Raw genomic sequence first — 20,503 nt, forward strand, 5'->3', positions numbered from 1 at the left:
GATAATCGACCGCGCTCCGAAAGGAGCGGCTGGGCCTAGAGGAACGACACTATCCATGCGGTCTGCGCGTAGCGTGACGACTTTCGCGGCCGGCGCCGCGTCCATCCTCGCCCTGACCGTGGCGAGCCTCGGCGCGCCCGCTATGGCGCAGCAACAGGCGCCGGCTGAGGCCGCCCCGCCCGCGGCCCAGGCGCCCGCGCCGGCGGCCCCGCAGCCGCTATCCGAAAGCGTCGCCGCTGTCGTCAACGACGACATCATCTCGAGCTACGACCTGATGCAGCGCATGCGCCTGCTGATGGCGACCTCGGGCATGCAGCCCACCCAGGAGAACCTGCCCCAGATCGAACAGGAGGCCCTGCGCTCCCTGATCGACGAGCGCCTGCAGATGCAGGAGCTCAAGCGGGTCGAAAAGCAGCAGAAGATCACGATCATCTCGACCGACAAGGAGGTCGAAGAACAGATCGGCGATATCGCGCAATCCAACCGGCTGCAGCCGGACCAGTTGAAGCAACAGTTGGTGGCGCAGGGCATCGGTCTGGACACCTGGCGCGCCCAGCTGCGGGCCGAGTCCAGCTGGCAATCCTGGATCCAAGGCCGCTATGGCTCGCGGCTTCGGATCGGCGAAGACCAGATCAAGGCCTATCAGCGCCGCCTGGCGGACGCAGCCGCCAAGCCGCAATATCAGATCAGCGAAGTCTTCCTCGACTCCGCCCGGGTCGGCGGCATGGAAGTGGCTGTGAACGGCGCGAGCCAGCTGATCAGCCAAATGCAACAGGGCGCGCCCTTCGCGGCCGTCGCCCGCCAGTTCTCGGGCTCGGCCACGGCGGCCAATGGCGGCGAAGTGGGCTGGGTCAGCCAGGGCGAGATGCCGGCCGAGGTCGACGCCGCGCTTGAGCAACTGCGCCCGGGTCAGCTGTCGGTCCCAATCCAGGTCAAGGACGGCGTCTACATCATCTATCTTCGCGACAAGCGCGCCGGCTCCAAGACCGCCATTGTCGACCTCAAGCAGGTGGCCGCGCCGCTGGCGGCGGACGCCACCCCGGCCCAGGTCGACGCCGCGACCAAGCTGTTGAACGATCTGAAGCCCAAGATCACCAGCTGCCAGACGCTGGAAGCCACGGCCGGCAAGGTCGACGGACTGGTCGCAGGCGACCTCGGCGAGGCGGAGATCACCGACCTCGCCCCGGCCTTCCAGGAAGCGGCCAACAAGCTCGAGATGGGCCAGGTTTCAGACCCGATCCGCACCGACGCCGGCCTGCACCTGATCGCGGTGTGCGGCAAGCGCCAGGGCGGCGCCAACGCCCCGACGCATGACCAGATCGAGAACCGTCTGCGCGGCCAGCAACTGGCCCTGATCGCCAAGCGCTATCTTCGCGACCTGCGCAACCAGGCGACCATCGAAACCCGGTGACGTCGCGCCCCCTCGCCATCAGCGCCGGGGATCCGGCCGGCGTCGGCGCGGAGATCATCGCGAAAGCCTGGCGCGCGCTGCGCCATGAGGGGCCTGCGTTTGTCGTGATCGGCGACGCGCAGCTTCTGGCCTCGGCCGGCGGCGGCGTGAAGGTGCGGGCCATCACCCGACCGCAGGAGGCCGCCCAGGTCTTCGCCGACGCCCTGCCCGTGATCGATATCCCCCTGCTCTCGCCGGTGGTCTCTGGTCGCCCCTCGCCTAGCCATGCGCCTCAGATCATCCGCTGGATCGAGACCGGGGTGGGGCTGGCGCTCTCCGGAGCGGTCAGCGGTCTGGTCACCGCGCCGATCGCCAAGGCTCCGCTCTACGAGGCCGGCTTCCAGTTTCCCGGCCATACCGAGTTCCTGGCGGAGTTGACCGCTGCGGCGGGCATGGAGGGCGCGCGGGGCCCCGTGATGATGCTGGCCGCCGGCGACCTGCGCGCCACGCTGGTGACCATCCACACGGCCTTGAGCAAGGTTCCCTCCGCACTGAGCCTCGAGGCCATCGTCAACGCCGGCCTGGTCACCGCCCAGGCCCTGCGCCGGGATTTCGGGATCGCCGCGCCGCGCCTGGCGGTCGCCGCGCTGAACCCGCACGCCGGAGAAGGCGGCGCCCTGGGTCGCGAGGAGATCGAGATCATCGAACCGGCGGTGAGCGCCCTGCGAAATCTCGGCGTCGAGGCGTCAGGTCCCTCGCCCGCAGACACCCTGTTCCATCCCGAGGCCCGCACGCGCTACGACGGCGTGCTGTGCATGTATCACGACCAGGCGCTGATCCCAGTGAAGATGCTGGACTTCTGGGGCGGCGTGAACATCACGCTGGGCCTGCCGATCGTACGGACCTCGCCCGATCACGGCACCGGCTTCGACATCGCTGGACGCGGGATCGCCCGGCCCGATAGCCTGATCGCCGCCATCAAGCTGGCGGCCGACATCGCCGCCCGTCGCCGCGCTTAAAAACGCCTGTTCCCTGTCGGATAAGCAGGTGGGAGATACGAGATGAGCCTGGCCGATCTGCCGCCCCTGCGCGAGGCCCTGGAACGCCACGACCTGATGGCGCGCAAGAGCTTTGGTCAGCACTTCCTGCTGGACCTGAACGTCACCCGGAAGATCGCGCGCCTCGCCCAGATCGGCGAAGGCGACACCGTGGTTGAAGTCGGCCCCGGCCCTGGCGGCCTGACCCGCGCCCTGCTCGAGACCGGCGCCAAGGTTGTGGCGATCGAAAAGGATAGCCGCTTCCTGCCCCTGCTGGCCGAGGTGGCCGAGGTCGCTGAAGGGCGCCTGGAGCTTGTCGAAGGCGACGCCCTGAAGGTCGACGCCGCCCAGGCGGCGGGCGGCGCGGCCCACGTCGTCTCGAACCTGCCCTACAATGTCGGAACCCAGTTGCTGATCAACTGGCTGACCGGTCCGTTCCGTCCGCTGTCGATGACCCTGATGTTCCAGAAGGAGGTCGCCGACCGCATCGTGGCCCAGCCGGACGATGATGCGTACGGGCGCCTGGCCGTGATCAGCCAGACCCTGTGCGAAGCCAGGACCGTCATGGACCTGCCCGCCAAGGCCTTCACGCCCCCGCCCAAGGTCGCCTCGGCCGTGGTTCGCCTGACCCCCAGGGCCGACCCGCCGCCGGCGGACGTCGTCGCAGCGCTGGAGCGCGTGACCGCCGCCGCCTTTGGCCAGAGACGCAAGATGCTGCGGTCCAGCCTGAAGGCGCTGGGCGGGGCGGAGCTCTGCGAGCGCGCGGGCGTCAGCCCAGACGCGCGCGCCGAGGTGATCGATCTCGCGGGCTTCCTGGCCCTGGCCGAAGCGACGCTGAACAGTCCGGCGGGCTGAGCGCTTTCAGCTCCGGTTCATCCACGGCGCCGCTTGATGGCCTGGCAAGCCGAGGAGACCGCCGTGGCCATCCGCCTGATCCTGATCTGCACCCTGTTGTCGCTGGCCGCGCTGTCGGTGATGGTCGAAGGACACCGTCCCGCCTCGATGACGGCACGCGCGCCCGTCGCGACGGCGGGATAGACCTCAAGCGACGATCAGAGCGATCGTAATCGGCGGTCCGCTATTGACGCCGCCCCCCTGTCCCGCCAGCTTCGCGCAGTTTTTTGAGTGGGGCGGACGTGACCTCCAACAGCGCGACAAAAGCGCCTTCGACGGTCACGCGGCGGCTGTTGTTCATGGCCTTGACGCTCGCCGCGCCGGCCATCCTGCTGATGGCCGCCTTGGTGGCGATGCAATACACCGAAGGGCAGCGACGCTTCGCCACCCAACTGGTGACCACGACCCGCGCCCTGTCCCTGGCGACCGACCGACAGATCGGCCAGGGCCAGAGCATCCTGCAGGGCCTGGCCGTCTCGTCCGCCCTATCGGACGGCGACTTGGCCGCCTTCGAGAAGCAGGCGCGCGAGGCCGTTAGCGGTCGTGACGGCTGGATCGTGCTGATGAGCCAGGATCAGCAGTTGATCAACACCCGCATGCCGCCTGGCGCGCCGCCCCCCAATGCACCGCCCGGCCCAAAGAACTGGCGGGAGATGACCACGGGCAAGTCGAACGTCAGCAACCTGATCCCCCGCCCCAACGCGGGTCCCATCATCGGCGTCAACATGCCCGTGCTTGTCGATGGGCGGATCTTCGTGCTGGCCTACATGCAGAACCCGTCGGTGTTCCAAGCCCTGATGACGGGTCAGGGCCTGCCCGACAGCTGGACCGCCAGCATCGTGGATCGGAACGCCGCGCTCCTGGCGCGCTCGCGCGATCAGGAGACGATGCTGGGCCGCCACGCCAGTCCTGACATGCAAAAAGCCATGGCGCTCGCACAGGACGGGGTGGTCAACACCCATACGCTGGACGGCGTCGAGACGCTGTCCGCCTTCAGTCGCTCTCCGACCTATGGCTGGACCTTCATCGTGGGCGTCCCGCGCGATGAACTGAACCGGACCATCCTCGGGTCGCTCGGCCCCGCCATGGCGGGCTCGGCCTTGATGATCGCCCTGGGCGTCATGGCCGCCCTGGCGTTCGCCCGTCCGATCTCGCGCGACGTGCGCGGACTTGTCGCCGAGGCCGAGGCGCTGGCGGCCGGCGCGCCCTTGGCCCCCGCCCCCTCAGACCTGCAGGAGATCGCCGAGGTCCGCGGCTCGCTCCGGGCGGCGGCCGAGATCCTGCGCAACCGCGACGAAGAGGCCCGAAAGGCCGCCGAGCGGCAGCAGCTGATGATCAATGAGCTGAACCATCGGGTGAAGAATACCCTCGTCGTTGTTCAATCCCTGGCCCGCCATAGCCTCAAGGAGGGCGGCGAAGCCGGTCTCGCCCAGTTCTACGAACGTCTGCTGGCGCTGGCCGGGGCGCACGACCTGTTGACCCGCCGAAGCTGGGAAGGCGCTGACCTAGGTGAGCTGGTCACCGAAGCGCTGCAGCCCTATGCGACCCAGGTGAGCGTCGAGGGGCCGTCGATACCGCTGGCGCCGAACGCAGCCGTGGCGCTGGCCATGATCTTCCACGAGTTGGCGACCAACGCTTCGAAGTATGGCGCGCTCGCGACCGAGACGGGCCAGGTCGAGGTTTCCTGGGTCACCGAAGGCCGCACGCGCCTGACCTTGACCTGGCGCGAGCGCGGAGGTCCGCCAACGCGGAAGCCAACCCGTAGCGGTTTCGGTTCACGACTGATCGCGTCCAGCCTGCGTGGCGACCTGGCGGGTTCAGCTCAGTTTGACTACGCGCCCCAAGGGTTGACCTGCGTCTTCTCGATCAAGATCCCATCCCGATCGGCCGCCTGAACCCGCGCCGCAACTCGCCTTGGCTTGGCCGCCGGCCTAGCAGCTGATCGCCTCTATCCCAGAACGCCTTTGCGGCGGGAACCAACGGCGCCGTTGAGCTCTTGATTGGGCGAGGTCGCGCTGGGCGACCGCTCATGGAGTTCCAACGATGTCCATTCTTGCCTGGCTGCTTCTGGGCCTTGTCGCCGGTTTCATCGCCAGCAGGCTGGTCAACCGCACCGGCGGCGGCGTGCTGCTGGATATCGTCCTGGGCGTCGTCGGCGCGCTTTTCGGCGGCTGGCTCTTCAACCAGTTTGGCAATGCCGGCGTCTCGGGCTTCAACCTTTACAGCCTGCTCGTCGCCACGATCGGCGCCGTTGTGATCCTGGCGCTGTATCACCTGATCTTTAGTCGTCGCGCGGCGTAGGCTTGGGCTTGGGCTTGGGCTTGGCGGCGCGCTATCGGCGCGTCGCCAGCCTCAGATTTCTTCTTTCAGCAGATCGCCCACAAGATCGCCGATCCAGGGGTTGCGCGAGCGCTTCAGCCGCTCGGCGTGATAGATGTGCGCCAGATCGGCATAGGCCCGGTCGAAGTCGTCATTCAAAATGACGTAGTCGAACTGCTCCCAGGCTGCGACCTCGTCCTTGGCGCGCGACAGGCGACGATGAATGACCTCTTCGCTGTCCTGGCTGCGCGTGTGCAGGCGGCGGCTCATCTCGGCCAGTGACGGCGGCAGGATATAGACCAGGACGCTGTCCGGACCGGCCTGCTTGTGAACCTTCATCGCGCCTTGGAAGTCGATGTCGAACAGCACGCTTTCGCCACGGCTCAGCGCGTCCATGATCGGCGCCTTGGGGCTGCCATAGAAATTGCCGTAGACCTCGGCCCATTCCAGGAACGCATCCTCGGCCAGCATGCCCTGGAACGTGTCGCGCGAGACGAAGTGATAGTCACGGCCGTCATGCTCGCCCGGACGCGGCTCGCGGGTCGTGGCGCTGATCGACAGATGCAGGTCGCCGTGATCGGAGACAAGGCGGCGGGTCAGCGAGGTCTTGCCGACGCCCGACGGGGCGACGACCATCAGCAGCAGACCGCGATGGGGGTGATGGGACTTATTCAACGTTCTGAACCTGCTCGCGGAACTGCTCGATGACGGCCTTCAGCTCCAGACCGATCGCGGTCAGGCTGGTCAGGGCCGATTTCGAGCAGAGGGTATTGGATTCTCGCATGAACTCCTGCGAGAGGAAGTCGAGGCGCCGGCCCGATGCGCCTTCGCCCGACAGCAGACCGCGCGCGGCGACCACATGGCTGGCGAGCCGATCGAGCTCCTCGCGCACATCGGCCTTCACCGCCTGGGCGGCGGCCTCCTGGACGATGCGCTCCTCGCTGGCGGCCTCGCCGACCAGTTCGGCCATGCGCCGGGCGAAGCGGTCCTTGATGACCACGGGTTGGCCAGCCGCCTCTTGCTCGGCCTGGGCCGTCAGTTGCTCAATCCGCGCAACCAGGCCGCCCAGCACCGGGTCAAGCGCCGCGCCCTCCTCAAGGCGCGCCGTCTTCAGACCGTCCAGGGCCTGGCTGATCGAGGCGGCCATGGCGGCTTCGACGGCCGCACGCGTCTCGGTGTCGTCCTCGTCCTCACGCGCCTCGATCACGCCCTTCAGGGACAGCAATCCGTCCAGGGTCGGCTTGGCGACCATGCCGGTAGCCACGTAGGGCCCGCCAGCGGTCAGATACCGCTCGAGCACCTGAACATTTACCTGGGTCTCGCCAGAGGCTTCCGCCCGCTTGGCCTGGACATTGACCGTCAGCTGGCCGCGCTGAAACCGCGCTTGAGCGCCATCACGGGCGGCGCGTTCCAAGCTCTCGAAACCCGGCGGGCCCCGAAACCGGGTCTCAAGGTTGCGACCGTTGACGCTGCGCGCCTCGACAGCCCACGACCACGCCCCCTGCGCGCTCTCGACCCGCGCGAAGCCGGTCATGCCCGACAGCGGCACGCTCTAGCCTCCCGCCAGCGGCGCGGCGGCCGGCTTGGCCGGCGCCTGAGCGGCGCGCTCGCGCTCGATCTGGCGCCACTTGACCACGTTGGCGTTGTGCTCCTCCAACGTCCGAGCGAACACGTGCCCGCCGGTGCCGTCGGCCACGAAATAGAGATCTTCGCTCTTAGGCGGGTTCATCACCGCCGCCAGGGCCGCGCGGCCGGGATTGGCGATTGGGGTCGGCGGCAGGCCGTCGATCAGATAGGTGTTGTAGGGCGTCAGGCGCCGCAACTCCGACAGAAAGATGCCGCGCCCCAGCGGACGTCCTCTGGAAATCCCGTAGATGATGGTCGGGTCCGAGCCCAGCCGCATGCCGGTGCGCAGCCGGTTCACGAACACCGCAGCGACACGCGGCCGCTCCTCGGCCAGGCCCGTCTCCTTCTCGACGATCGAGGCCAGGGTGACGGCCTCTTCCTTCGTCTGGAAAGGCAGGTTCGGCGCGCGGTTGGCCCACAACGCGTTCAGCACCGCGTCGCGGTCGTCCATCATGCGCTGCAAGACCGCGGCGCGATCCTCGCCGCGCTGGACCTCATAGGTCTCGGGCAGGATGGCGCCCTCGGGCGGCGTCGCGGCGCTGCCGGTCAGCACGCTCGACTTGTTGAGGATGTCCATCACCATGTCCGAGGTCAGGCCCTCGGGGACGGTGATCCAATGGCGGACAATGCGGCCGCGGCGGACGGCGTCCAGCACCTGGGCCATCGAGGCGCGGGTCTTGAACTCATACTCGCCGGCCTTCAGCGTCCGCGCCGCGCCGGTGACCTTGGCCGCCGTCATGAAGATCGAAGCGGAGCGAATCACCCCACCGCGCTCCAGGCTGGAGGCGATCTCGGGCAGGCTGGCGCCCTTGCGCAGCACCACGGTGGTCTTGTCGCCGTCCTTCGCGGCCGGGCCCGCCCCCTGGTAGACCCAGAGCGCGCCCAGCAGCGCGACCATGCCAACCACAGCCAGGGTGGCGGCGGCCCCGAACAGGGCCCTCATCATGCGACGACCAGCGGTGGCCGTCTCACGGCGGGAGCCCGCCCCCTTGGGAGCCCGGGCGCGGGGCGGCGACTTTTTGCTCACGAGACCTTCTTGAACACGACGGAGGCATTGGTGCCGCCGAAGCCAAAGCTGTTGGACACGGCCACGTCGATCTTCATCGGCACGGCCTTGTGCGGGGCCAGGTTCATGGCGACCTCAACGTCGGGATTGTCGAGATTGATGGTCGGCGGCGCGATCTGGTCACGGATGGCCAGCACCGAGAACGCCGCCTCGATCGCGCCGGCCGCGCCCAGAAGGTGGCCGGTCATCGACTTGGTCGAGGACATCACGACATTCGCCGCGTGATTGCCCAGGAACTTCTCCACGGCCCTGGCTTCGATGCCGTCGGCCATGGTGGAAGTGCCATGGGCGTTCACATAGTCGATGTCCGACGGCTGCAGGCCCGCGTCGCGAACGGCCGCGGCCAGGGCGCGGGCGCCGCCCTCGCCGTCTTCCGACGGCGCGGTGATGTGATAGGCGTCGCCCGACAGACCATAGCCCGCCACTTCCGCGTAGATCTTAGCGCCGCGCGCCTTGGCGTGTTCGTACTCTTCCAGCACCAGCACGCCGGCGCCTTCGCCCATCACGAAGCCGTCGCGGTCCTTGTCATAGGGGCGCGAGGCCTTTTCGGGCGTGTCGTTGAACGCGGTGGCCACGGCGCGGCAGGCCTGGAAGCCGGCGATGCCGACCTTGCAGACCGCAGCTTCCGCGCCGCCCGCGATCATCACGTCGGCGTCGCCGTACTTGATCAGGCGCGCAGCGTCGCCGATGGCGTGGGCGCCGGTGGCGCAGGCCGTCACGACGGCGTGGTTGGGGCCCTTGAAGCCGTACTTGATCGAGACCTGGCCAGAGATCAGGTTGATCAGAGCCGACGAGATGAAGAACGGGCTGACGCGGCGCGGGCCCTTGGCTTCGAGTTCCAGCGCGGTGTCGGCGATGGAGGACAGGCCGCCGATTCCCGAGCCCAGGATGACGCCCGTGCGCCACTTGTCCTCTTCGGTTTCGGGAACCCAGCCCGAATCCTTGATCGCTTCATCGGCGGCGGCGACGCCGTACAGGATGAAGTCATCCACGCGCTTCTGGTCGCGCGGGCTCATGGTCTGGTCGGGGTCGAACGAGCCTTCGACATCCGGGCCGCCGCCGCCGCGACCATCGACGCGCGGAACCTCGCAGGCGACCTGGCAGGAATAGTCGGTAGGATCGAACGCGCTGATGCGGTTCGCGCCGGACTTGCCGGCGAGGATGTTCTTCCAGGTGATGTCGACACCTTGGCCGAGCGGGGTCAGCAGGCCGATACCCGTGACGACGACTCTACGCATGGCTCACTCCCAACCTTCGATGCGGGACGCTGGATGTGGGAAAGACCCCCGCTCCGCGCCACCGCGAATCTTGGCCTCAAACGAAAACCGCCGCGCGCACGATGGCAAGAGCCCGTGCGGCGCGGCGGAAATACTCCGGTTCGCGAACAATGCGAACCTGAAGACCTTAGGCGGTCTTTTCCGTGATGAACTTCACGGCGTCGCCGACCGTTTGGATGTGCTCGGCGGCGTCGTCCGGGATTTCGATGTCGAACTCTTCTTCGAACGCCATCACCAGCTCAACGTTGTCGAGGCTGTCGGCGCCCAGGTCGTCGATGAAGGAAGCCTTCTCGGTGACCTTCTCGGGATCGGCATCCAGGTGTTCGATGACGATCTTACGCACGCGCTCGAGAATGTCGGACATTCTGTTCAGTCCCTCTTGATCAAATTCAGAAGCCGCAGCCCCCTCCCAGGGAGTTCACCGCAGCTCGTCGGGCCACCGCCTATCACGTTCTTTTTCGGGTGACCAGCGGCGCCGATCTCCCGTGACACGCGCCAGGGGTAGGCGATTTCAGCGGTTGATGAGTTCAAACCCGCTGAAACACGTAGTTGATGTATTCGCCATCGCGTTCGTGATCAACAACCCTGAAACCGGTTCGTTCGGCCAAAATATGCGGCGACCTGCCCAGCAAGAAAACGGAATGAAACCGAGTGAAGGCGAAGCAGTAGTCATAGCAGGGTGAGGCGTGAGCCATCTTTGCGCCGGGCTTCAACAGTTCGTGGAACTTGTGGAACTGCACGATCGGGTCGCGAAAATGCTCGATGACGTTATTGGAGAAAATGCCGTCGAACCCGCCGCTCACGCCATCCCACACCTGAGCGCCGGATTCGATGAGCGCGTCGGCGGCGTTGGGCTCGTGCGCGATCACGGTCCACCCTTCGCGGGTCAGCGTGTCGAGGGTCCGATTCCATCCTCCGCCCGCGCCCCAATCCAGATAGCGGCCGCCGACCTCGGGCTTGAGCGCGCGGAAAGCCCGTAGCTCGTTGTCGGTGGAGTCGCCCTCGGCGTAGCGGGAATAGAGGACCTGATAGTCTTTGCCGACGAAGGCCTCGTCGAGATCCAGGTATTTCCGAGGGCCAAAGACGCAGTCGCAGCCGGGGCAGGCATACCGCTCCAGCCGCCCGCCGCCGAAGTAGCAGCGATCCTCGCGAATCTCGAAGCCGTCGCGGTCGGCGGTATGGCCGCAGACGACGCAGGTCAGCGGCCGCTGCGCCAGGATGGCCTCATGAGCCGTGTCCAGAACGCTCCAGAAGGCCTCGGTGAAATAGCGTTCGGTCAGGGCGACCTGGGCTTCCAGCTTGTCGAGCCGCGCGCGCAGAGCATCGGCTTCAGAGCGGGCCGAGGCTTCACGGGCGGCGGCGTCCGCGAGCGCCAGATCGCTCGCTTTGGACGCCCCGAGCCGCCCAAACCAAGAGAGTCCAGCCACCATGACGACACCTCCTTGAAGCGACGCCAAGCGGCTGGAACTCGAGCCCTTAGATCATCGCCATACCGCCATTGACGTGCAGAGTCTGGCCGGTGACGTAACCGGCCTGATCGCTGGCGAGGTAAACGCAGGCGGCGGCGATATCGCTCCCCTCGCCCAGTTTGCCGACCGGGATCGTCGACAGGATGCCGGCCTTTTGCTGCTCGTTCAGCGCGTCGGTCATCGGGCTGGCGATGAAGCCGGGCGCCACGCAGTTGACGGTCACGCCGCGGCTGGCCAGTTCCTGGGCCAGGGCCTTGGAGAAACCGATCATGCCGGCCTTGGAGGCGGCGTAGTTGGTCTGGCCAGGATTGCCCGTGACGCCGACCACCGAGGTGATGCCGATGATGCGGCCGGCGCGGCGCTTCATCATGCCCTTGGCCGCAGCGCGCGACAGGCGGAAGTAGCCTTCCAGGTTCACCTTGATGACGGTGTCCCAGTCCTCGTCCTTCATGCGGACGATCAGGCCGTCGCGGGTGACGCCGGCGTTGGCGATCACGATGTCCAGCGGCGCGCCGGCGGCTTCTTCGGCCTTGGCCACCAGGCCGTCGACCTGTTCGGCGTCGGAGAGGTTGGCCACCACGGTCGAGGCGCGCTCGCCCAGCTGCGCCTTCAGCTCGGCCAGGGCCGATTCCCGGGTGCCCGAGAGGACGACGTGCGCGCCCTGGGCGTGCAGCGCGCGGGCGATGGCGCCGCCAATGCCGCCCGTGGCGCCGGTGACGAGCGCGGTCTTGCCGGTGAGATCAAACATTTCGAGCACTCCGTTTCGGAGAAAAAGATGAACCGGGAACCTCGTCCTTCGACAAGCTCAGGATGAGGTTCCCTAGTGAACCGCCGTATCAGTCGACCTCATCCTGAGCCTGTCGAAGGACGAGGGCGGTGTCCGGCGCTAGAGTGACTTGGCGAACGCTTCGAGGTCCGCTGGCGTGTTGAGAGGGACGGCTTCAGCGTCAGGGGCGATGCGCTTGGCTATGCCCGACAGCACCTTGCCGGCGCCCGCCTCAGCAAAGCGCGTGACGCCGCCTTCGGTCGCCATCCAGGTCATGCTTTCGCGCCAACGCACGCGGCCGGTGACCTGCTCGACCAGCAGCTTGCGGATCATGTCGGGGTCGTGGATGGGCGCGGCGGTGACGTTGGCCACCAGCGGCGCGCGCGGGGCGACGATAGTCGCGGCGGCCAGGGCGGTCGCCATCTCGTCGGCGGCCGGCTGCATCAGCGGGCAGTGGAACGGGGCCGAGACGTTCAGCGGAATGGCCCGCGCGCCGAGCTCTTTGGCCTTTTCGATGGCCTTGTCGACGGCGGCCTTGGCGCCCGAGATCACGACATTGCCGTTGTTGTTGTCGTTGGCCACGACGCAGACGCCGACTTCCGAGCCGGCGGCGGCGGCGGCTTCGGCCAAAGCGAGATCCGTCTTGGGACCAATCAGCGAGGCCATCGCGCCCTCGCCTACCGGCACGGCGCGCTGCATGGCCTGGCCGCGCAGCTTCAGGAGGCGCGCAGTATCCGACAGGCTGATGGCGCCGGCGGCGGCCAGGGCCGAGTATTCGCCCAGCGAGTGGCCGGCGACGAAGGCGGCCTTGTCGATCCCGACGCCGAATTCCTTCTCCAGCGTGCGCGTCGCCGCCAGGCTGACGGCCATCAGAGCGGGCTGGGCGTTCTCGGTCAGCGTCAGGTCGCCTTCGGGACCTTCCTTCATCAGGGCGAACAGCTTTTGGCCCAGGGCGTCATCGACTTCCTGGAACACTTCACGCGCCGCTGCAAAGGCCTCGGCGAGATCCGCGCCCATGCCGACCGACTGGCTGCCCTGACCCGGGAAAATGAAGGCGATGCTCATCTAAGCCCGCTCCGTTTCTAAAGAGATTCAAGGCCGGGAGGGTTAGGGTAAAGCCGCCGGACGAGCAAGTGCGACGCCGTGTGGCGACCAGAGCTTGCAATCACCGCGACCACGTCCAAAGTGCGCCCGCCCACGTACCCTGACCATCTTTCCTTCGGAGTCGCGCCATGAAGTTCGTTCTCGCCGGTGTCGCCGCAGTCGCCCTCGCTTTCGCGTCCCCCGCCCTGGCCGCCCTGAAGGCCGGCGACAAGGCCCCGGACTTCAGCGCCAAGGGCGCCCTGGCCGGCAAGGACTTTGACTTCAACCTCGCCAAGGCGCTGAAGAAGGGTCCGGTGGTGCTTTACTTCTTCCCGGCCGCCTACACCGCCGGCTGCACCGCCGAGGCGCGCGAGTTCGCTGAAGCGACCCCGGAATTCGAAAAGCTGGGCGCCACGGTGATCGGCGTCACGGCCGGCAATGTCGACCGCCTCAAGGACTTTTCCAAGGAGCACTGCCGCGACAAGTTCGCCGTCGCCGCCGCCGACAAGGCGCTGATCAAGGCCTATGACGTGGCCCTGGCGGTGAAGCCCGACTGGTCGAACCGCACCTCTTATGTGATCGCGCCCAACGGCAAGATCCTGCTCAGCCACACCGACGGCAACTTCATGGGCCACGTGACCCAGACCATGGGCGCGGTGAAGGCCTACAAGGCCGCCAAGAAGTAACGAGCGTTTTTGGATTCCGACCAGCCGCGCGGGTTGAAGCTCGCGCGCGCTGGCGGCCATGATCGGTCATGACCGATCTCGTGCAAATCGAACTCGCCGTACGCGGCCTGGCCGCCGGCGCCTTCGCCGCCACGGGCGTTTCGCTCGCCGCCAGCCGAAAGATGACCCCGGTCCGGTGGCTGGGGGTCCTGCTGATGGCTTGCGCGATCTCTCATGTGATCGATAGCCATTTCTTCTACACCGAGGGCCGCCATTTCAGCGTCCTGACCTGGGCTCTGTCCGCCTGGACCGCCGCTGTGTTCTGGCTGTTCTGCTCCGTCCTGTTCGAGGATGAGCCGAAGATCCCAACCTGGCGCTTCATCGTGCCGGCGTTCGTGATCGTTCAGTGGGCCGCTGGCGCGTTTCTGCCGCCTTCACCAGCGCGGGCCGCCGTCTGGTGGAGCTTCGCCGCCGTCTCCGTCATGATTCATAGCCACATCCTGCTGATGGCCTGGCGCGGTTGGCGGATCGACCTCGTAGAGCGTCGCCGCCACCTTCGCGCGCCGATCGCAGCGGCGGCCACGGGCTACATGTTCGTTCAGACGCTCTGCGATTTCGGCTTTGGTCAGGGCCCAGTCCTGCCGAGCCTCGCCCAAGCGTTCGGGCTGGCCGCACTGGGTATCGGCGCACCGCTGGCCCTGCTGCGCGCCGAGCCGGTGCTGGTCCAGGCCTCGCTGGCCGCCGGCGAAGCCCCCTCTCCGAAGTCCGCCGAAGCCCTCGACCTCACCCCCGCCGATCGCCTGGTCCTGGCGCGCCTCGACAAGGCGATGAACGATAACGAAGTCTGGCGGGGCGAGGACCTGTCGATCGGAACCCTGGCCGCCCTGGTCGGCGCGCCCGAGCACCGCCTGCGCAAGCTGATCAACGGCACGCTGGGCCACCGCAACTTCGCCGACTACGTCAACGGTCGGCGGATCGAAGCCGCCAAGGTCGCGCTGGCCGATCCCGAACAGGCGCTCAAGTCGGTGTCGACCATCGCCTATGAGCTAGGCTTTGCGTCGCTGGGTCCCTTCAACCGGGCCTTCCGCGCTGTGACGGGCGTAACCCCCACCGCCTGGCGCCTGGAAGCGACACCCGCCTACGCGCCCCTGAGGCTGGTCGAAACCGGGGAAGGCGCGTCGAAAAGCGACAAGCGGGCCTGATTTCAACATCGGCGCGACGGCTCAAGCTCCGCGGGCTTCCCTGGCGACGTCCCACTCATTGGCGGAGCGCCCGATGCTAGACCACCTGATCCCTTTCGCCCGCAACTGGCTGATCGCCATGCAGGTCGACGTGACACGCTATGCCGTGTTCGCGATCGGCGTCTGGTTCGTCCTCTGGGTGCTGCTCGCCAAGCCCATGGCGGGCCGCAAGATCCGCGACACCCACCCTCCCGGGCGGCAACTGCTGACCGAGTTCGCGATCTCGATCCGCTCGGTGATGGTGTTCTCGACCTTCGGACTGATCACCTTCGGCCTGTTCCGCGCCGGCTGGCTGCCAGGGCCACTGATCGCCAAGGGCTGGGGTCCGGTCTGGTTCTGGACCAGCCTGGTGCTCATGATCATCGCCCATGACGCCTGGTTCTACTGGACGCATCGGATGATCCACGACCGGCGGCTGTTCCGGACCTTTCACCGGCGTCATCACCGGTCGAACAACCCCTCGCCCTTCACCGCCTACAGCTTCGACCTGGGCGAAGCGGCGATCAACGCGCTGTTCGTGCCCCTCTGGATGATCCTCGTCCCCACCCAGTGGCCGGTGGTCGGCCTCTTTGTGCTGCATCAGATCGCGCGAAACACGATCGGTCATTCCGGCTATGAGCTGTTTCCCGCGCGCAAGGACGGCCAGCCGTTGATCCCCTGGCTGACGACGGTCACCCACCACGACCTACACCACGCCCAGGCGGGGTGGAACTACGGCCTCTATTTCACCTGGTGGGATAAGCTCATGGGCACCGAGCACCCGGAGTATCTGCAGCGCTTCGCGGCCGTGACGGCCCGCAAGGACAAGGCTCTGGCGACTACCAGCTCGCCTTCACCAGCTTGACCATCGCGCGGGCGTCCTGGAGCCGCCAGGACTCCCGCTCGTTGTTCACCCCGCGCAGGCTGACCGTGATTTCGGCCGGCAGATCGAACGGGCGGGTCAGGCTGAGATCGACGCCCTCGTCGCCCATGGTTCCCCCACCGATGGCGATGGAACCGACCGACTTGCCGTCAAGGGTCAGGGAAGAGCGGATGTTCGCCCGCGCCACGGGCGCGACACCCGGCGCGGCGACCGGCTGGCTGGCGTCCATGTCCATCGACACACGGATGTAGTTTGCACGCGGCAACAGGCCAAAGCCGAACAGCTTCGACATCGACGAGCGGAGCCTGGCCTCGCTTTCGTTCCAAGAGGCGCCCAGCGCCAGCGAACGCTGACCCACCCGCTCATCGTCAGGCTTCTGGGTCAGGTTCAGATCGAAATCGTAGGTCGGGTTTTCAGGCATGCCCGACGACTTGACCGTCAGGGCGACCTTTTCCTTGTCGGTGGAGAGATCCAGCGGCAAGGCCGCGTAGTAGCCGGCGAAGCGGCCATCCTTGGCCGAGACCGACATGGCGGGCTTCTGGATGATCTCGGCATGCGCAGCGCCGGCGGCTGCAGCCGCCGCGAGCACGATCCAAAGACGAGCACCGATCCCCATGCACGCCTGCTAACATACTTGAGCTTGGCCTTGGAAGCCTTCGCGGCCATTTGTAAGACAGTTCGCGTGAACGCCTGTTTTGGCGGCAAACCCAGCGGCGGCTTGCGTTTCGAGCCTGTGTCCTGTAATAGCGCGCGCTCTCACGGAAGGCGGTCTTGCACGCACCCATCGGGGACCGAGGTTCGCCTCGCTCGGCTTGCAGGATCCATCGTGGTCGACGGACTTCCGTCGTCGTCCGCGCCGCCTTCCACAACGGAAGAAGGAAAACATGGCGTTCTACGAACACGTGGTCATCGCGCGGCAGGACATCTCGCCGCAACAGGCCGAAGCTCTGAACGAGCAACTCAAAGCCCTGATCGAAGAGAATGGCGGTCACATCGCCAAGATCGAGTACTGGGGCCTGCGTAACCTCACCTACCGCATCAAGAAGAACCGCAAGGGTCACTATTCCCTGCTCGCGATCGACGCCCCGGCGCCGGCCGTGAAGGAAATGGAGCGCCAGCTGCTGATCAATGAAGACGTTCTGCGCTTCATGACGATCCGCGTTGAAGAGCTGGACCTGGAACTGTCGCCGGTTCTCGCCCGTCGTGACCGTGGCGATCGCCCGGAACGTCCGCGCGAAGACTTCGGCGCTCAGGCTCAGGCGTAAGGGAGAGATAGATCATGACCGATACGACTGCTCCCGAAGCCGGCGCTCCGGCCGCCGCCGCTGGCGGCGCTCGCCGCCCGTTCTTCCGTCGCCGCAAGGTTTGCCCGTTCTCGGGCGCCAACGCGCCGAAGATCGACTACAAAGACGTGAAGCTGCTGCAGCGCTACGTCTCCGAACGCGGCAAGATCGTGCCGTCGCGCATCACCGCGGTGTCGGCCAAGAAGCAACGCGAACTGGCCAAGGCCATCAAGCGCGCCCGCTTCCTGGCTCTGCTCCCCTACGTCGTGAAGTAAGGGAGACGCCACGATGAAAGTCATTCTGCTCGAACGCGTTGAAGGCACCGGCGTCCTCGGCGACGAAGTCACCGTCAAGGACGGCTTCGCCCGGAACTACCTGCTGCCCCGCGGCAAGGCCCTGCGCGCCACCAAGGCGAACCTGGCCACCTTCGAAGCTCAGCGCGCTGAGATCGAAGCCCGCAACGTGAAGAACCGCGAATCCGCCGAAAAGAACGGCGAGTCGCTGGACGGCACGCAATACGTCCTGATCCGTCAGGCTGGCGAAAGCGGCCAGCTGTACGGTTCGGTCGCCGGTCGCGACGTGGCTGACGCCATCCGCGCCGAAGGCGGCAAGGTCGACCGCTCGATGGTCGTCCTGGACAAGCCGATCAAGACGCTCGGCGTCCACGAAGTGAAGGTGAAGCTGCACGCTGAAGTGACCATCACGGTCACCCTCAACATCGCGCGCAGCGCCGACGAAGCCGAGCGCCAAGCGCGCGGCGAGAACGTGATCAACTCGCAGTTCGAGGAAGATCGCGCGGCCGAAGCCGAAGCCGCCCAAGACATGGCGGAAGGCGGCGCCGGCTCGTTCGAAGGCGACCACTACGAAGCCTAATCCCGTCCGGGATCGGAGCTTTGTTACGAAAGACGGCGCGGAGCGATCCGCGCCGTTTTTTTCTGCGCCCGTTATGAGAACGCTTCGATGCTGGGCGCCTTGTGTCTAAATTATGAACGACCCATGTTCTCGATGCGGGGCGCCTAGACCCCGTCCGGCGCGCGCCGCGATGCGCGGAGCGCACCGATCACGAGAGGGGTAATCGATGCGCTACAAGACCTTCCTGCTCGCCGCTGTCTCGGTTGCAAGCTTTGCGACCATGGCCCACGCCCAGACGGCCCGCGACAACGACCAAACATCCGTCGAAGAGCTGGTCGTCACAGGCACCCGGACCGCCGGCCGAACGCGACTGGACACGCTGGCTCCGGTCGATGTCGTCAATGAAAAGGCGCTGACCCGCACGGGCACCACCGAACTGGCCCAATCGCTGTCGACCCTGGCGCCGTCGATCAACTTCCCCCGCCCGGCCATCACCGACGGCACCGACCACATTCGCCCGGCGACGCTGCGCGGCCTCGCGCCGGACCAGACTCTGGTGCTCGTCAATGGCGCGCGGCGGCATTCTTCGGCCCTGGTGAATGTGAATGGCTCGATCGGGCGCGGCTCGGCCGCCGTCGACCTGAACGCCATCCCGACCATCGCGCTGGACCGCGTCGAAGTCCTGCGCGACGGCGCCTCGGCGCAGTACGGCTCGGACGCCATCGCCGGCGTCATCAACCTGCGTCTTCGCGAAGCGCGCTCGGGCGGCGGCGCGACCATCACCTACGGCGGCTACAACACCCTGGTTGAAACCGCACGCAACACCGACGGCCGCCGCGAGCGCGATGGTGAAACCGTAACCGTCCAGGCCTGGCAGGGCCTGCCGCTGGGCGCCGACGGCTTCCTGACCGTCTCGGCCGAGTATCGCGACCGCAACTCCACCAGCCGCGGCGACATCGACGTTCGCGTCACGCCGGCACGGGTGACCTCGCGCTTCGGCGACGCCGAGGTGAAGGACAAGACCGTCTATCTGAACGCCGGCCTGCCGGTTGGCTCGGGCTGGGAAGCCTATGGCTGGGCCGGCTACCAGACGCGCGAAGGCGGCAGCGCCGCGTTCCCGCGCATCGTCGGCGACGCGCGCCAGACGCCGGTCGCCTCGATCTATCCGAACGGCTACCTGCCGATCATCGCCACCGACATCGAAGACTCCACGGCCGCCTTTGGCCTGAAGGGCGATCTGGCGGGCTTCAAGGTCGACCTCAACGTCGTCTACGGCAAGAACAAGATCGACTACCGCACCGAGAGCTCGGCCAACGCCTCGTACGGCGCGGCCAGCCAGACCAGCTTCCAGTCCGGCGGCATGACCTATGATCAGACCGTGGTGGGCCTGGACGTGTCGCGCGGCGTGGACATCGGCGCCTATGAGCCGCTGAACGTCGCCTTCGGCGCTGAAGCCCGCTGGGAAGGCTATTCGATCCGCGCCGGCGAGCCGACCTCGTATAACCGTGGCCCGATCACCACGGCCGCCGCGGGCGCGCAGGGCTTCCCCGGCTTCCAGCCGTCAAACGTGCTGTCGCGGGACCGTGACAATATCGGTCTCTATCTCGACCTGGAATCGCGCCTGACCGAGCGCTTCACCGCCTCGGCCGCCATCCGCTACGAGGACTATTCGGACTTCGGCTCGACGACGACCGGCAAGCTGGCCGCGCGCTACGAGCTGGCCGACGGCTTCGCCCTGCGCGGCGCGGCCTCGACCGGGTTCCGGGCCCCGGCCCTGCAGCAGCAGTTCTTCACCACCACCTCGACGAACTTCATCATCGTCAACGGTGTCTCCACGCCGGTCGAGGTCGGCACCTTCCCGGCCACCAGCGCGGTGGCCAGGGTGCTGGGCGCCAAGCCGCTGGAAGCCGAAAAGTCCAACAACTATTCGGCTGGCCTGGTGTTTCACCGCGGTCCGTTCGAGCTGACCGTCGACGCCTATCAGATCAAGATCGACAACCGGATCGTGCTCTCCGAGAACATCCAGGGCGCGGCCACCGGTTCGGCCACCGCCGTGGCGATCTACAACATGCTGGCGCCGTTCAACGTGACGGCGGCGCGCTTTTTCCTCAACGGCGTCGACACCAAGACCAAGGGCGTCGACGTGGTGGCGCGCTATCGGATCGACGACGATCAAGCCGGACGCTTCGACCTGACGGCGGCGGCCAACTTCAACAAGACCGACGTCACCAAGCTGCCGACGACCAATACGATCTCGTCGCTGCCCGTGCCGCCGTCCCTGTTCGCCCGCGCCAACGTGCTGACCTTCGAGGAAGGCACGCCCAAGCGGAAGATCACCCTGGCGGGCGACTGGAGCCGCGAAGCCTGGGGCGCGACCCTGAAGACCACCTTCTATGGCTCGGTTCTGTCGCCCAACAACGATCCCACCGGCGCGTTCGACGTGCGCACGGGCGCAAAGGCGGTCGTCGATCTGGAAGGCCGCTACGCCATCAACGAGCGGCTTAACCTGGCCGTCGGCGCCAACAACCTGTTCGACGAGTACCCCAACCGCACGCCGGCGAACATCAACACGACGAACGCGACAGCCTTCACCGGCTTCTCGCCGTTCGGTTTCAACGGGCGCTTCTTCTACGGCCGCATCAGCGTCAGCTGGTAAGCCCACAAGGTCTTCAG

At 66.8% G+C, this 20,503-nt stretch carries 22 protein-coding genes; 13 read left to right on the top strand and 9 right to left on the bottom strand.

Translation table 11 applies throughout. The features are described 5' to 3' along the window. Nucleotides 1-73: 73 nt before the first annotated feature. From CA606_RS10660 to CA606_RS10685, 6 genes are all read left to right on the top strand, one after another. Nucleotides 74-1,411: a peptidylprolyl isomerase gene (locus tag CA606_RS10660; protein ID WP_181242544.1), complete on the top strand. Its 1,338-nt coding sequence runs from the start codon at nucleotides 74-76 to the stop codon at nucleotides 1,409-1,411. Next, nucleotides 1,408-2,409 (top strand): 4-hydroxythreonine-4-phosphate dehydrogenase PdxA, encoded by a 1,002-nt coding sequence (gene pdxA, locus CA606_RS10665; protein ID WP_096051159.1) that lies wholly within the window; start codon nucleotides 1,408-1,410, stop codon nucleotides 2,407-2,409. The genes CA606_RS10660 and pdxA overlap by 4 nt, the downstream gene beginning before the upstream one ends. A gap of 42 nt (nucleotides 2,410-2,451) precedes the next feature. Next, nucleotides 2,452-3,282, top strand: coding sequence for a 16S rRNA (adenine(1518)-N(6)/adenine(1519)-N(6))-dimethyltransferase RsmA (gene rsmA, locus CA606_RS10670; protein ID WP_096051158.1), 831 nt, complete (start codon nucleotides 2,452-2,454; stop codon nucleotides 3,280-3,282). Nucleotides 3,283-3,345: 63 nt separating this feature from the next. After that, nucleotides 3,346-3,465 carry a hypothetical protein gene (locus CA606_RS10675; protein WP_096053801.1) on the top strand — a complete coding sequence of 40 codons (120 nt, stop codon included), beginning with the start codon at nucleotides 3,346-3,348 and terminating at the stop codon, nucleotides 3,463-3,465. A gap of 98 nt (nucleotides 3,466-3,563) precedes the next feature. Then, the gene (locus CA606_RS10680) at nucleotides 3,564-5,216 is read left to right on the top strand and encodes a sensor histidine kinase (protein WP_096051157.1); all 1,653 of its coding nucleotides are present in this window, start codon (nucleotides 3,564-3,566) and stop codon (nucleotides 5,214-5,216) included. Between the two features lie 148 nt (nucleotides 5,217-5,364). Continuing rightward, nucleotides 5,365-5,622, top strand: a complete 258-nt coding sequence (locus CA606_RS10685) for a GlsB/YeaQ/YmgE family stress response membrane protein (RefSeq protein WP_096051156.1) — start codon at nucleotides 5,365-5,367, stop codon at nucleotides 5,620-5,622. Between the two features lie 51 nt (nucleotides 5,623-5,673). On the opposite strand, the gene gmk is transcribed toward CA606_RS10685, so the two are convergent. The 8 genes from gmk to fabD all read right to left on the bottom strand — a co-directional run bounded on the left by gmk (nucleotide 5,674) and on the right by fabD (nucleotide 12,909). Further along, nucleotides 5,674-6,315 carry a guanylate kinase gene (gmk, locus tag CA606_RS10690; RefSeq protein ID WP_096051155.1) on the bottom strand — a complete coding sequence of 214 codons (642 nt, stop codon included), beginning with the start codon at nucleotides 6,313-6,315 and terminating at the stop codon, nucleotides 5,674-5,676. Further along, nucleotides 6,308-7,189: a YicC/YloC family endoribonuclease gene (locus tag CA606_RS10695; RefSeq protein ID WP_096051154.1), complete on the bottom strand. Its 882-nt coding sequence runs from the start codon at nucleotides 7,187-7,189 to the stop codon at nucleotides 6,308-6,310. Before CA606_RS10695 ends, gmk begins: the two co-directional genes overlap by 8 nt. A gap of 3 nt (nucleotides 7,190-7,192) precedes the next feature. Then, on the bottom strand, nucleotides 7,193-8,293 hold the full coding sequence (gene mltG / locus CA606_RS10700; RefSeq protein WP_096051153.1) for an endolytic transglycosylase MltG: 1,101 nt from the start codon (nucleotides 8,291-8,293) through the stop codon (nucleotides 7,193-7,195). Beyond that, complete coding sequence (gene fabF, locus CA606_RS10705) at nucleotides 8,290-9,570, bottom strand: beta-ketoacyl-ACP synthase II (protein WP_096051152.1); 1,281 nt, start codon at nucleotides 9,568-9,570, stop codon at nucleotides 8,290-8,292. The genes mltG and fabF overlap by 4 nt, the downstream gene beginning before the upstream one ends. 166 nt (nucleotides 9,571-9,736) lie before the next feature. Then, entirely contained in the window at nucleotides 9,737-9,973 is a 237-nt protein-coding gene (locus CA606_RS10710) for an acyl carrier protein (RefSeq protein ID WP_004615098.1), read from the bottom strand. 163 nt (nucleotides 9,974-10,136) lie between these two features. Further along, nucleotides 10,137-11,066 (bottom strand): class I SAM-dependent methyltransferase, encoded by a 930-nt coding sequence (locus CA606_RS10715; protein WP_096051151.1) that lies wholly within the window; start codon nucleotides 11,064-11,066, stop codon nucleotides 10,137-10,139. Nucleotides 11,067-11,085: 19 nt separating this feature from the next. Continuing rightward, complete coding sequence (gene fabG, locus CA606_RS10720) at nucleotides 11,086-11,826, bottom strand: 3-oxoacyl-[acyl-carrier-protein] reductase (protein ID WP_096051150.1); 741 nt, start codon at nucleotides 11,824-11,826, stop codon at nucleotides 11,086-11,088. Nucleotides 11,827-11,964: 138 nt separating this feature from the next. Further along, on the bottom strand, nucleotides 11,965-12,909 hold the full coding sequence (fabD, locus tag CA606_RS10725; RefSeq protein ID WP_096051149.1) for an ACP S-malonyltransferase: 945 nt from the start codon (nucleotides 12,907-12,909) through the stop codon (nucleotides 11,965-11,967). 167 nt (nucleotides 12,910-13,076) lie between these two features. Here fabD and CA606_RS10730 point away from each other — a divergent pair, with 167 nt between their 5' ends. The 3 genes from CA606_RS10730 (at nucleotide 13,077) to CA606_RS10740 (ending at nucleotide 15,677) form a co-directional block, all read left to right on the top strand. Further along, nucleotides 13,077-13,613, top strand: a complete 537-nt coding sequence (locus CA606_RS10730) for a peroxiredoxin (protein WP_096051148.1) — start codon at nucleotides 13,077-13,079, stop codon at nucleotides 13,611-13,613. A gap of 68 nt (nucleotides 13,614-13,681) precedes the next feature. Beyond that, nucleotides 13,682-14,794 (top strand): helix-turn-helix domain-containing protein, encoded by a 1,113-nt coding sequence (locus CA606_RS10735; RefSeq protein WP_096051147.1) that lies wholly within the window; start codon nucleotides 13,682-13,684, stop codon nucleotides 14,792-14,794. 73 nt (nucleotides 14,795-14,867) lie between these two features. Beyond that, the gene (locus CA606_RS10740) at nucleotides 14,868-15,677 is read left to right on the top strand and encodes a sterol desaturase family protein (protein WP_096051146.1); all 810 of its coding nucleotides are present in this window, start codon (nucleotides 14,868-14,870) and stop codon (nucleotides 15,675-15,677) included. Here CA606_RS10740 and CA606_RS10745 read toward each other — a convergent pair. Continuing rightward, nucleotides 15,652-16,311, bottom strand: coding sequence for a hypothetical protein (locus CA606_RS10745; RefSeq protein WP_096051145.1), 660 nt, complete (start codon nucleotides 16,309-16,311; stop codon nucleotides 15,652-15,654). The genes CA606_RS10740 and CA606_RS10745 overlap by 26 nt on opposite strands. A 268-nt stretch (nucleotides 16,312-16,579) precedes the next feature. On the opposite strand from CA606_RS10745, the gene rpsF reads away from it, so the two are divergent. From rpsF to CA606_RS10765, 4 genes are all read left to right on the top strand, one after another. Further along, nucleotides 16,580-16,960, top strand: a complete 381-nt coding sequence (gene rpsF / locus CA606_RS10750; RefSeq protein WP_010919541.1) for a 30S ribosomal protein S6 — start codon at nucleotides 16,580-16,582, stop codon at nucleotides 16,958-16,960. 14 nt (nucleotides 16,961-16,974) lie between these two features. Next, nucleotides 16,975-17,253: a 30S ribosomal protein S18 gene (gene rpsR, locus CA606_RS10755; protein ID WP_004615089.1), complete on the top strand. Its 279-nt coding sequence runs from the start codon at nucleotides 16,975-16,977 to the stop codon at nucleotides 17,251-17,253. Nucleotides 17,254-17,266: 13 nt separating this feature from the next. Further along, nucleotides 17,267-17,851, top strand: coding sequence for a 50S ribosomal protein L9 (gene rplI, locus CA606_RS10760; protein WP_013079425.1), 585 nt, complete (start codon nucleotides 17,267-17,269; stop codon nucleotides 17,849-17,851). 205 nt (nucleotides 17,852-18,056) lie between these two features. Continuing rightward, a complete protein-coding gene (locus tag CA606_RS10765) occupies nucleotides 18,057-20,486 on the top strand; it encodes a TonB-dependent receptor plug domain-containing protein (protein WP_096051144.1) in 2,430 nt (809 codons plus the stop codon). Nucleotides 20,487-20,503 lie beyond the last annotated feature (17 nt).

The organism is Caulobacter vibrioides (assembly GCF_002310375.3).
In the GTDB taxonomy this organism is placed as follows: domain Bacteria; phylum Pseudomonadota; class Alphaproteobacteria; order Caulobacterales; family Caulobacteraceae; genus Caulobacter; species Caulobacter vibrioides_D.

What these genes read in the sequence shown, in the direction of transcription:
- rsmA (WP_096051158.1), top strand. Translation starts at nt 2,452, where the DNA reads ATGAGCCTGGCCGATCTGCCGCCCCTGCGCGAGGCCCTGGAACGCCAC.
- CA606_RS10685 (WP_096051156.1), top strand. Translation starts at nt 5,365, where the DNA reads ATGTCCATTCTTGCCTGGCTGCTTCTGGGCCTTGTCGCCGGTTTCATC.
- fabF (WP_096051152.1), bottom strand. Translation starts at nt 9,570, where the DNA reads ATGCGTAGAGTCGTCGTCACGGGTATCGGCCTGCTGACCCCGCTCGGC.
- CA606_RS10710 (WP_004615098.1), bottom strand. Translation starts at nt 9,973, where the DNA reads ATGTCCGACATTCTCGAGCGCGTGCGTAAGATCGTCATCGAACACCTG.
- fabG (WP_096051150.1), bottom strand. Translation starts at nt 11,826, where the DNA reads ATGTTTGATCTCACCGGCAAGACCGCGCTCGTCACCGGCGCCACGGGC.
- fabD (WP_096051149.1), bottom strand. Translation starts at nt 12,909, where the DNA reads ATGAGCATCGCCTTCATTTTCCCGGGTCAGGGCAGCCAGTCGGTCGGC.
- CA606_RS10730 (WP_096051148.1), top strand. Translation starts at nt 13,077, where the DNA reads ATGAAGTTCGTTCTCGCCGGTGTCGCCGCAGTCGCCCTCGCTTTCGCG.
- CA606_RS10735 (WP_096051147.1), top strand. Translation starts at nt 13,682, where the DNA reads ATGACCGATCTCGTGCAAATCGAACTCGCCGTACGCGGCCTGGCCGCC.
- CA606_RS10740 (WP_096051146.1), top strand. Translation starts at nt 14,868, where the DNA reads ATGCTAGACCACCTGATCCCTTTCGCCCGCAACTGGCTGATCGCCATG.
- CA606_RS10745 (WP_096051145.1), bottom strand. Translation starts at nt 16,311, where the DNA reads ATGGGGATCGGTGCTCGTCTTTGGATCGTGCTCGCGGCGGCTGCAGCC.
- rpsF (WP_010919541.1), top strand. Translation starts at nt 16,580, where the DNA reads ATGGCGTTCTACGAACACGTGGTCATCGCGCGGCAGGACATCTCGCCG.
- rpsR (WP_004615089.1), top strand. Translation starts at nt 16,975, where the DNA reads ATGACCGATACGACTGCTCCCGAAGCCGGCGCTCCGGCCGCCGCCGCT.
- rplI (WP_013079425.1), top strand. Translation starts at nt 17,267, where the DNA reads ATGAAAGTCATTCTGCTCGAACGCGTTGAAGGCACCGGCGTCCTCGGC.
- CA606_RS10765 (WP_096051144.1), top strand. Translation starts at nt 18,057, where the DNA reads ATGCGCTACAAGACCTTCCTGCTCGCCGCTGTCTCGGTTGCAAGCTTT.